The sequence below is a fragment of the Pseudomonas mosselii genome (assembly GCF_019823065.1).
Taxonomy (GTDB): domain Bacteria; phylum Pseudomonadota; class Gammaproteobacteria; order Pseudomonadales; family Pseudomonadaceae; genus Aquipseudomonas; species Aquipseudomonas mosselii.
The window spans coordinates 3,228,035-3,236,726 of the sequence record NZ_CP081966.1; the positions used below are offsets into that span (position 1 = coordinate 3,228,035).

An 8,692-nucleotide genomic window follows, 5' to 3' on the forward strand; every position below is an offset into this window, starting at 1 on the left:
TTCCCCTAATCAACGATAACGCCGACCCGGCGAGGATCGACCATGAACATCTATCGCCACACATTCACCGCGGCCTGCCCAAGCGACGCCGAGGTGATCGTCTACAGCCTGGAAATCCGTAGCCTGGCGATGATCCGTGTCGAGCACATCAAAACCGCCACCGCACTGATCAAGCAGGGCTGGCACGAACAGATCGCCGATCAGCTGGCAGAGCGATTCGGCGGTGACCAGGTGATCAAGGCCGTGCACCAAGGCGTCGAGATCGAAACGGTGAGGTTGAGCGGATGATCCATTACCACGGCACGCCGATAGGCGGCACGCGGCAGGATGCAGCAAGGCTGCTGGCAGGCAGGCACGCATTGGTGCCGTTCCCGCGCCAGGATGACATGGGCATCGTCGCCGAGGTCTGCCAGTCCTTCGTCTTCGACAACGGCGCGTTCACGGCCTGGAAGAAAGGCGGCCGTGTCGATGTCGATGGGTACACCCGATGGGTGGATGACTGGTGCCGGCACCCAGGCTTCGACTGGGCGCTCATCCCTGACGTGATCGACGGCGACGAAGATGCCAATGATCGTTTGCTCGAGCAATGGCCCAGCCACCTGCCAGGCGTGCCGGTCTGGCACATGCATGAGTCGATCGAGCGGCTGCAGCGTCTAGCACAAGCCTGGCGAACCGTTGCCCTCGGCAGTTCCGGGCAATGGCGATCACCCGGCACCGCAGCCTGGTGGAAACGCATGGGCGCCGCGATGGATGCCATCTGCGACGACCAGGGCCGCCCCCAATGCCGACTGCACGGCCTGCGGATGCTTGACCCAGCGATCTTCCAGAGCCTACCCCTGGCATCAGCCGACAGCACCAACGCTGCGGTCAACGGCGGAAGCATCAGCCGGTTCGGCATGTACACCCCGCCATCGGCAGGCCAGCGCGCCAGCGTGATTGCCGACCGAATCGAGGCACATACCAGTTCCCCGATCTGGGCTCGGGAGAAACAAGTGGAAATGGCGCTCTAGGGCAGGATTGCATCCCTATCAAGGATTCGCCAAGTGCGCCCAGTGCGACCTTCATCCTCAACAAGTAAAACCTTCTCGCCGACCTCATCCTGCTCTATCGCGATGACAAAGCCTACCCGTCGCGCAGCATCGGTATGGTCGGTAACAGGGTCGCCGACTTCAAAGATGAACTGTCCGTCGATGATCATTGCTCACTCCTTTGCGTGAATTGGATGACATCAATACCCCAACCAATGCCAAAGCGCTATCCGGCGAGGTATCCCCATGCCCACAGAAAAACCGTTCGTGTTCACCAAGACCTTCGACCAAGAGGGCACATTCCAAGCGCTGTACGCCGCGCAAAACTGGCTCCGGGAAAATGGTTACAGCTACGGCTCGACCTGCCGAGACGAGCCAATCGGCGTGATGAAGGGTGAATGGGGTATCGCCAAGTGGCGGAACCTCAGCCGCCAGGATGTCGCCGGCCTGGATGGCGTACTGCTTGGTTCGCCTCGTAATGGCCCCATGGAGCTGAAGCTGAAGGAGATCCCAGCGTGAACAGTGTTCCCATGCCCACAGAAAACCGATCCAGCAACACAGAGATGGTCAGCGAACTGCTGCCCTGCCCCTTCTGCGGTCAGCAGGACTTCCTCATCGAGCGCCTAGACAGCGATGCTTCAGTGGTGATCTGTCAGGGCCTGACCGGGCCGCATGAGGCCTGTCTGGCCCGTGGCCCGGTGGGCGTGGAGCAGGATGAAGGTGAGGAGCAGCCAGGCCGCGACAAGGCGGTCGAGCTGTGGAATGCGAGAGCCGAGCAGCACCAAGGCGAGCCGGTGGGCTATCAGCAACGCACAATGACCGACAGACCAGGTTCACAATGGACACCGTGGCGCGAATGTTGCGACGCCACGCGAGCCAGGTACTCGCAGGAGGTTGGACAGTTCAACCAGCACGGGATCATGCGCGAGATCCGACCTGTGTTCGCCAGCGCTGCCGATCCTGGCGAGCTTGAGCGGCTGCGCGCTGAGCTCGGGGAAGTAAAAGGCGAGTACGACCGATCTGCCAACAAGGTGGCTGCCCTGCGCGCCCAGCTGGCCGAGGCACACGGGCTGCTGCGTGACCTTGGCGTTGAGCCGGACGACGTGAGCGATATGTACTCTGGCGTTGCAAAAGATGCTGAACGTTACCGCCTTTTGCGTGAGCGCATGCACGTTGACGACTTTCCGCCGCCACATCCTGACTGGTCTATTCCTTCCGAGATCGAAAGCAAGCGCATTGATGAGCTCTGCGACACCGCCCTATCCGCCAGCGCAGAGCCTAGCGCGCCGGTTGAGCGCGATGACTTCTGGTCGTGGCTTGATTCCGCTTATCGAGACGGCAGCGAAGGTGAAGCGCCCAAGTTCACGAAATACAACATGGAGGTTGCTTACCGTGCCGGGCAAGCCCGCGCCGCCCTGGAGCGCAAGCCATGAACTGGGAGCAGTGGTGGGCCGAACTGGTGGCTTTGGCCGCAAAGCAAGGCCACACGCCCGGCATGCCAGAGCTCTGGAAGGAATACAACTGGGCGCGTGGACAGACCCCGCAAGAAGCCTACCAGGCTGAATACTCTCTCGATTTCTAACCCCTCTCCCCTCTATTCACTGCCGCGATATGGCGGCCAAGGAATCGTCATGCCTGAAGAAATCAAGCTGATCCAGCGGGCGCCTGTCGTGCGCGACGAAAACGGGATGTTCCAGCATCCGGACCTTCCCGACTTCGACGAGGGTGATGGCGACAAGTGCAAGGCCTGGATTGCCGAGCAGGGCCTGCAGGTTTGCATGGTCAGCCTGGAATACGCCGATGAGGCGATTGCCAACCGCTACTTCGAAAGCCATGACCCAGATTGCAGCTATTGGGAGCCGGAACGGCTTACCGGCGACGACTGGTTCTGCCTGGCCATCCACGACACCGACGACGGCCCGGTGTGCTGGTGGGCTCGCCGCGAGGCGAAGCCATGAAGCGCCATCTGGTCGTCATGGGCGCCATCGTCGGCGCCTTCACCTTGGTGCAGGTCTTCTGCGTGGGTATGTTCGTCGGTCGGGAGACCAAGGTCTGCCAGGTCCAGGCCGGCAACGAGCGCCAGTTCTCACCGCACGAAACCCAACCCGAACCTACACCTGCTGCCGCGCCGGCGGCCTGGAATGATGAGAGGTATCAGCTGTGATGGAAGCCAATAAGATGCGCCAGCACCTGCTGGTCGAAGAAGGCGAACTGCTCGACCTGGCGAGTAGTGCATGCCAGGAAGCGCTGGCATTCGGCGTAAACGAACATGCATTTGAGCGCCTGGCCAGGGCCGTGGAGTACAGGTGCCAGGACAGCACAACCGTTGCTGGGCTTGCTGTCTTGGCTGAGCGCAAACGTCAGGTCGAAGCGGAGGGCTGGACGGCGGAGCATGACGACCAGTGTGGCAGCCTTGAACTGGTCAAAGCCTCCGCCTGCTACGCGCTCGCGCCCCCATGGCTGGATATCTGGGACGAAGAAAAGCAGGCCATGAAAAAGTGGCAGCCAACTTGCCCGCCAGCCTGGCCGTGGGCGCTCAGCTGGTGGAAACCTCGCGGCCGACGCGAAAACCTGGTTCGAGCTGGGGCGCTCATACTCGCTGAAATCGAGCGCATCGACCGCGCAATGGCCCAGCAGGTGGCGCCATGAGCCAGTTCATCATTGCAGGGGCGGTTATCGTCGTCGTGTTTGTTGTCTTGATCGCCGTATCGGTGAAGGCGATGGACGATCTCAGTGATGGCCGGTTCTTCGCCGCGTGGCCTGGTGCAGCGTTCTGCGCCTGGGTGACTGTCATCGCTTTCTTGCTCTACGCGGCCAAGGCAGAAAGCGACAAGGGCCCTTGCCTGCACTACGAGACGCAGATGCACTGGAATGCTGCCACGAAAACGATGATGCCTGCGCGTGTGTGCGTAGATCGCGGCGAATGGGTGGCGCCATGACCGACCTGATCGAAGTGAAGACGGCGGACCTGGCCGGCGAGGCGCTGGGGTGGGCCGTCGGGATTGCTGAAGGCCTGGACCTGATCCTGGTACCGCCGCAGTACGGCAATCCGTGGCGCGTTTTTATGCGCGTGACTGGCAAGGCATCAACTTGGCCTAAGCGATTCAATCCGTGGGAAGACTGGGCGCTGGGCGGGAAGCTGATCGAGAAGTACCGCGTCGGCTTCGGCCTCTACTCGGACTATTTCTTTGCCGTCACCGGCCTGGATGACCTGCCGGGCGATGCGGACGGCTCAACCCACTTGGTTGCCGCCTGCCGCGCCATAGCCGCCGCCAAGCTCGGCGATGCCGTCAACGTGCCAAAGGGGCTGATGCAATGATCGCCCTCGCCTACATGGCCTACCTGATCTATCGGGGGCCGCGATGAACGATGCCAGCCTTTACCGCGGCGACTGCCTGGAGGTCATGCAGTCGATCCCCGAAGCCAGCGTCGACCTGGTGTTGGCTGACCTGCCCTACGGCACCACCCAGTGCGCATGGGATGTGGTTATCCCCTTCGCCCCCCTGTGGGAGCAGTACTTGAGGATCGCCAAGCCCGAGGCGGCTATCGTGCTCTGCGCGGCGCAGCCTTTCACATCAATGCTGGTTGCCAGCAACCCGGAAATCTACAAGTACGAATGGATATGGGAGAAAGGCGCAGCGACCGGGTTCTTGAACGCGAAGAAGCAACCGCTACGCGCGCACGAAAGCGCCCAGGTCTTCTATCGGCGCCAGCCCGTATACAACCCGCAGATGACCACCGGCCACGAGCGCAAGACATCTAAGCGCAAGTCGGTGGAGTCCGAGTGCTACGGCAAGGCCCTACAACTTACCGAGTACGACTCGACAGACCGATACCCGCGCTCGGTGCAGTTCTTCTCGAGCGACAAGCAGAAGGCCAACTTCCACCCGACTCAGAAGCCCGTAGCGTGGATGCAGTTCCTGATCACCACATACACTAACCCGGACCAGGTGGTGCTCGACAATACCATGGGCAGCGGTACCACCGGCGTCGCCTGCGTGCAACTGGGCCGGCGCTTCATCGGCATCGAACAGGACGAAGCGCACTTCGCCACCGCGCAACAGCGCATCGCTGAGGCCATCACCATTCGCGACACCCCGGAAGCGCAGATCGAGCTGTTCGAAGCGCGGGCCTAACCCCTCCCCAACTACTCAAGCCCGCCGACATGCGCGGGCATGGAGAGCTATTGCCATGACGAAACACAAACACACGCCAGGCCCCTGGCACATTGAAGGGGTCGTCCAAAACACCGGATCAATATCGGTCTGCGCAGGCAGGATGGGTATTGCCGACGTCGTGAATGGCGTCAGCATTTTCCAGGCGCTCACCGGCGAAGAGCCCAGAACGCAGATGGCAAACGCCCAACTGATCGCTGCGGCGCCCCTGCTGCTGGACGATCTGATCGACGCCGCCGCCCAGCTGCGCAAGTACGAAGCCTTGCACCGCGCCAAGGGCACCGCTGACAACCTGGCCAAGGCCGAGGTCAACGCCGAACTGGCCTCGCGCTTCGAGCAGACCATCGCCGCGGCAACGGCCTGACCACCAACCTGCCGCCACCGGCGGCGTGGAGACAAACATGCATTCAAAAAGGAAGAAGCCAGGCGATGAACACGCCGGGCAGGAACAGGCCGTTGCCCAAGAAATGGACAAGGTGACGGAGGAAAGGATGGCCGAACTGCTGGGGATCACGCTGCGAGCGCTCCAGACCAGGCGCCAGCGGGGGAAAATCCCCGAAGGCGTCTGGAACAAGAACGGCCGCAACATCATGTACAGCAGATGGAGATATGAGGAATGGCTCGAAAGCCTGTGGGTCTGCCCCCTGGAATTGAAATCCGAGGAGACTCGCTCCGAATCCGTTTCACTTGGAACGGTGAGCGTCGCGGCGAAACCCTCACCCATCCCCCGACGGCGCAGGGCATCCGCGCTGCCAGCCGTGTACGTGATCAAGTAGTCAACCTGATCCGCCACAACCTGCTGGATGAGGAGAAGTACGCAGAGATCTTCCCGGGCTCGGAGGTGGCCAAGCGCTCCGCCGAGACCATACCGAGCCTGGGTGACTACTCGCAGATGTGGCTCAACAGCAGGCACATCGTGAAGGGAACTCGCGACAACTACGTCAGCACCTTGAATCTGTACTGGATGCCCTACCTGGGTCTACGCCGAATCGACATGATCACACCGACGATGCTGCGGGGAGTCATCTCGCAAATTCAGTGGACTTCGGCAGGCGTTAAGCGCAATGCGATCATCAAGCTGGCCAGCATTTTCAAGACAGCCGTGCTTGACGGCCTGATCACCAAGAACCCAACGGCCTCGCTCGACAAGCCAACGGCGGTGAAAAAGGTAGTTGATCCTTACACCCGCGCTGAAGCGGAGGCGATCATCGAGCATCTCTATGCTACGTGCCAGAAGTACGCGCAGATCTATGCCGCCTTCTTCGAGTTCAGCTTCTTCACCGGCGTGCGCCCTGGTGAGGCAATGGGTCTGCAATGGCAGGACATCAACATCGAGGAGCGCACAGCAACAATCCAGCGCATCATCGTTGATCGCCAGCCTGCAGACAGGACGAAGACAAAATATCACCGGGTGGTGCTGCTGAATGACCGAGCGCTAAACGCCTTAAGACAAGCGCAGCGCCTGGCCGACTTGAGGCGGATGGCTTCAAAGTCGGCCTACCCTACAAGCCCATTTGTGTTCCAGCCGAGCAAAGGTGGGCTGTGGATCAACGAACCAAGTGTTACAATCCGCCACTTCAAATCAGCGCTCAAGGCGCTGGACATCCGTGAACGCCGGCAGTACGACACCCGCCACACCTACGCAACCATGTGCCTGATGGCTGGGATGAACCCCGCGTTCATCGCGAACCAGCTCGGCCATAGCGTCGAGATGTTGCTCTCTACCTACGCGAAATGGATCAGCTCCTCCTCGGACTGGAGGGAGCTGGAGAAGCTGCCGCCCCGAGTCGAATTGGCCCAAAATTGGCCCAAAACTGACGAGAGGGCCTAAATACACCTCTGGAACCCCCGCAGGACAAGCACTTGATTTCCACAGCTAACATCACCATGCAGTTCGGCTCCAAGCCCCTGTTCGAAAACGTCTCGGTCAAATTCAACAACGGCAACCGCTACGGCCTGATCGGCGCCAACGGTTGCGGCAAGTCGACCTTCATGAAGATCCTCGGTGGCGACCTGGAGCCATCCGGTGGCCAGGTGATGCTCGAGCCCAACACCCGCCTGGGCAAGCTGCGCCAGGATCAGTTCGCCTATGAAGAATTCACCGTGATCGACACGGTGATCATGGGCCACGAGCAGCTGTGGAAGGTCAAGGCTGAACGCGACCGCATCTACTCCCTGCCGGAGATGACCGAGGAAGACGGCATGGCCGTCGCCGAGCTGGAAACCGAATTCGCCGAGATGGACGGCTACACCGCCGAGTCCCGTGCCGGCGAGCTGCTGCTGGGCCTGGGCATTCCGCTGGAGCAGCACTTCGGCCCGATGAGCGAAGTCGCTCCCGGCTGGAAGCTGCGCGTGCTGCTGGCCCAGGCGCTGTTCTCCGATCCGGACGTGCTGCTGCTCGACGAGCCGACCAACCACTTGGACATCAACACCATCCGCTGGCTGGAAACCATCCTCACCGCGCGCAACAGCACCATGGTGATCATTTCCCACGACCGCCACTTCCTCAACAGCGTCTGCACCCACATGGCCGACCTGGACTACGGCGAGCTGCGCCTGTTCCCAGGCAACTACGACGAATACATGACCGCGGCTACCCAGGCCCGCGAGCAACTGCTGTCGGACAACGCCAAGAAGAAAGCCCAGATCGCCGAGCTGCAGACCTTCGTCAGCCGCTTCTCGGCCAACGCCTCGAAAGCCAAGCAGGCCACTTCGCGCGCCAAGCAGATCGACAAGATCCAGCTGGCCGAGGTCAAGCCGTCGAGCCGGGTCAGCCCGTTCATCCGCTTCGAGCAGACCAAGAAACTGCACCGCCAGGCGGTCACCGTCGAGAAGATGGCCAAGGCCTTCGATGACAAGGTGCTGTTCAAGGACTTCAGCTTCACCATCGAAGCCGGCGAGCGCGTGGCCATCATCGGCCCCAACGGCATCGGCAAGACCACCCTGCTGCGCACCCTGGTCGGTGAAATGACCCCGGACAAGGGCGAAGTGAAGTGGACCGACAGTGCCGAGGTGGGTTACTACGCCCAGGACCACGCCCACGACTTCGAAGACGACATGACCCTGTTCGACTGGATGGGCCAGTGGACCAGCGGCGAGCAAGTGATCCGCGGCACCCTGGGGCGCATGCTGTTCTCCAACGACGAGATCCTCAAGTCGGTGAAGGTGATTTCCGGTGGTGAGCAGGGCCGCATGCTGTTCGGCAAGCTGATCCTGCAAAAACCCAACGTGCTGGTGATGGACGAACCGACCAACCACCTGGACATGGAATCGATCGAGGCGCTGAACCTGGCGCTGGAGAACTATCCGGGCACCCTGCTGTTCGTCAGCCACGACCGTGAGTTCGTGTCGTCGCTGGCCACCCGCATCATCGAGCTGACAGCCGATGGCGTGGTGGACTTCAGCGGGACCTATGACGACTACCTGCGCAGTCAGGGCGTGGTGGTCTGAGCCAACGCTGAGTAACCTTCATCGCGGGGCAAGTCGCGG

15 protein-coding genes are annotated in these 8,692 nt (G+C 61.2%); 14 read left to right on the forward strand and 1 reads right to left on the reverse strand.

What is annotated here, in order from left to right; all coding sequences use genetic code 11:
* Window positions 1–42 precede the first annotated feature (42 nt).
* Both K5H97_RS15140 and K5H97_RS15145 read left to right on the forward strand, forming a co-directional pair.
* The gene (locus K5H97_RS15140; RefSeq protein WP_028691889.1) at window positions 43–288 is read left to right on the forward strand and encodes a hypothetical protein; all 246 of its coding nucleotides are present in this window, start codon (window positions 43–45) and stop codon (window positions 286–288) included.
* On the forward strand, window positions 285–1,010 hold the full coding sequence (locus K5H97_RS15145) for a hypothetical protein (protein WP_028691888.1): 726 nt from the start codon (window positions 285–287) through the stop codon (window positions 1,008–1,010). Before K5H97_RS15140 ends, K5H97_RS15145 begins: the two co-directional genes overlap by 4 nt.
* Here the strand turns inward: K5H97_RS15145 and K5H97_RS15150 are convergent.
* On the reverse strand, window positions 1,007–1,198 hold the full coding sequence (locus tag K5H97_RS15150; RefSeq protein WP_028691887.1) for a hypothetical protein: 192 nt from the start codon (window positions 1,196–1,198) through the stop codon (window positions 1,007–1,009). The two genes, K5H97_RS15145 and K5H97_RS15150, sit on opposite strands and share 4 nt — an antisense overlap.
* Window positions 1,199–1,274: 76 nt before the next feature.
* Here K5H97_RS15150 and K5H97_RS15155 point away from each other — a divergent pair, with 76 nt between their 5' ends.
* From K5H97_RS15155 to K5H97_RS15210, 12 genes are all read left to right on the forward strand, one after another.
* Window positions 1,275–1,547: a hypothetical protein gene (locus K5H97_RS15155; RefSeq protein ID WP_036986355.1), complete on the forward strand. Its 273-nt coding sequence runs from the start codon at window positions 1,275–1,277 to the stop codon at window positions 1,545–1,547.
* Entirely contained in the window at window positions 1,544–2,461 is a 918-nt protein-coding gene (locus K5H97_RS15160) for a Lar family restriction alleviation protein (protein WP_028691885.1), read from the forward strand. Before K5H97_RS15155 ends, K5H97_RS15160 begins: the two co-directional genes overlap by 4 nt.
* Window positions 2,458–2,610 (forward strand): hypothetical protein, encoded by a 153-nt coding sequence (locus K5H97_RS15165; RefSeq protein ID WP_155952711.1) that lies wholly within the window; start codon window positions 2,458–2,460, stop codon window positions 2,608–2,610. Before K5H97_RS15160 ends, K5H97_RS15165 begins: the two co-directional genes overlap by 4 nt.
* 49 nt (window positions 2,611–2,659) lie before the next feature.
* Window positions 2,660–2,986, forward strand: coding sequence for a hypothetical protein (locus K5H97_RS15170; RefSeq protein WP_028691884.1), 327 nt, complete (start codon window positions 2,660–2,662; stop codon window positions 2,984–2,986).
* Window positions 2,983–3,192, forward strand: a complete 210-nt coding sequence (locus tag K5H97_RS15175; protein ID WP_036986353.1) for a hypothetical protein — start codon at window positions 2,983–2,985, stop codon at window positions 3,190–3,192. Before K5H97_RS15170 ends, K5H97_RS15175 begins: the two co-directional genes overlap by 4 nt.
* The gene (locus K5H97_RS15180; protein ID WP_051555721.1) at window positions 3,192–3,677 is read left to right on the forward strand and encodes a hypothetical protein; all 486 of its coding nucleotides are present in this window, start codon (window positions 3,192–3,194) and stop codon (window positions 3,675–3,677) included. Before K5H97_RS15175 ends, K5H97_RS15180 begins: the two co-directional genes overlap by 1 nt.
* On the forward strand, window positions 3,674–3,967 hold the full coding sequence (locus tag K5H97_RS15185) for a hypothetical protein (protein ID WP_028691883.1): 294 nt from the start codon (window positions 3,674–3,676) through the stop codon (window positions 3,965–3,967). Before K5H97_RS15180 ends, K5H97_RS15185 begins: the two co-directional genes overlap by 4 nt.
* Window positions 3,964–4,347: a phage protein NinX family protein gene (locus tag K5H97_RS15190; protein ID WP_028691882.1), complete on the forward strand. Its 384-nt coding sequence runs from the start codon at window positions 3,964–3,966 to the stop codon at window positions 4,345–4,347. The genes K5H97_RS15185 and K5H97_RS15190 overlap by 4 nt, the downstream gene beginning before the upstream one ends.
* 43 nt (window positions 4,348–4,390) lie before the next feature.
* Window positions 4,391–5,164, forward strand: a complete 774-nt coding sequence (locus tag K5H97_RS15195) for a DNA-methyltransferase (protein ID WP_028691881.1) — start codon at window positions 4,391–4,393, stop codon at window positions 5,162–5,164.
* Window positions 5,165–5,378: 214 nt separating this feature from the next.
* Window positions 5,379–5,567 (forward strand): hypothetical protein, encoded by a 189-nt coding sequence (locus tag K5H97_RS15200; protein WP_155952710.1) that lies wholly within the window; start codon window positions 5,379–5,381, stop codon window positions 5,565–5,567.
* Window positions 5,568–5,819: 252 nt separating this feature from the next.
* Entirely contained in the window at window positions 5,820–7,034 is a 1,215-nt protein-coding gene (locus K5H97_RS15205; protein ID WP_028691880.1) for a tyrosine-type recombinase/integrase, read from the forward strand.
* A 32-nt stretch (window positions 7,035–7,066) separates the two neighbouring features.
* Window positions 7,067–8,653 (forward strand): ABC-F family ATPase, encoded by a 1,587-nt coding sequence (locus K5H97_RS15210; protein WP_028691879.1) that lies wholly within the window; start codon window positions 7,067–7,069, stop codon window positions 8,651–8,653.
* Window positions 8,654–8,692 lie beyond the last annotated feature (39 nt).

What these genes read in the sequence shown, in the direction of transcription:
- K5H97_RS15165 (WP_155952711.1), top strand. Translation starts at nt 2,458, where the DNA reads ATGAACTGGGAGCAGTGGTGGGCCGAACTGGTGGCTTTGGCCGCAAAG.
- K5H97_RS15155 (WP_036986355.1), top strand. Translation starts at nt 1,275, where the DNA reads ATGCCCACAGAAAAACCGTTCGTGTTCACCAAGACCTTCGACCAAGAG.
- K5H97_RS15145 (WP_028691888.1), top strand. Translation starts at nt 285, where the DNA reads ATGATCCATTACCACGGCACGCCGATAGGCGGCACGCGGCAGGATGCA.
- K5H97_RS15185 (WP_028691883.1), top strand. Translation starts at nt 3,674, where the DNA reads ATGAGCCAGTTCATCATTGCAGGGGCGGTTATCGTCGTCGTGTTTGTT.
- K5H97_RS15170 (WP_028691884.1), top strand. Translation starts at nt 2,660, where the DNA reads ATGCCTGAAGAAATCAAGCTGATCCAGCGGGCGCCTGTCGTGCGCGAC.
- K5H97_RS15140 (WP_028691889.1), top strand. Translation starts at nt 43, where the DNA reads ATGAACATCTATCGCCACACATTCACCGCGGCCTGCCCAAGCGACGCC.
- K5H97_RS15195 (WP_028691881.1), top strand. Translation starts at nt 4,391, where the DNA reads ATGAACGATGCCAGCCTTTACCGCGGCGACTGCCTGGAGGTCATGCAG.
- K5H97_RS15175 (WP_036986353.1), top strand. Translation starts at nt 2,983, where the DNA reads ATGAAGCGCCATCTGGTCGTCATGGGCGCCATCGTCGGCGCCTTCACC.
- K5H97_RS15200 (WP_155952710.1), top strand. Translation starts at nt 5,379, where the DNA reads ATGGCAAACGCCCAACTGATCGCTGCGGCGCCCCTGCTGCTGGACGAT.
- K5H97_RS15180 (WP_051555721.1), top strand. Translation starts at nt 3,192, where the DNA reads ATGGAAGCCAATAAGATGCGCCAGCACCTGCTGGTCGAAGAAGGCGAA.
- K5H97_RS15190 (WP_028691882.1), top strand. Translation starts at nt 3,964, where the DNA reads ATGACCGACCTGATCGAAGTGAAGACGGCGGACCTGGCCGGCGAGGCG.
- K5H97_RS15205 (WP_028691880.1), top strand. Translation starts at nt 5,820, where the DNA reads ATGGCTCGAAAGCCTGTGGGTCTGCCCCCTGGAATTGAAATCCGAGGA.
- K5H97_RS15150 (WP_028691887.1), bottom strand. Translation starts at nt 1,198, where the DNA reads ATGATCATCGACGGACAGTTCATCTTTGAAGTCGGCGACCCTGTTACC.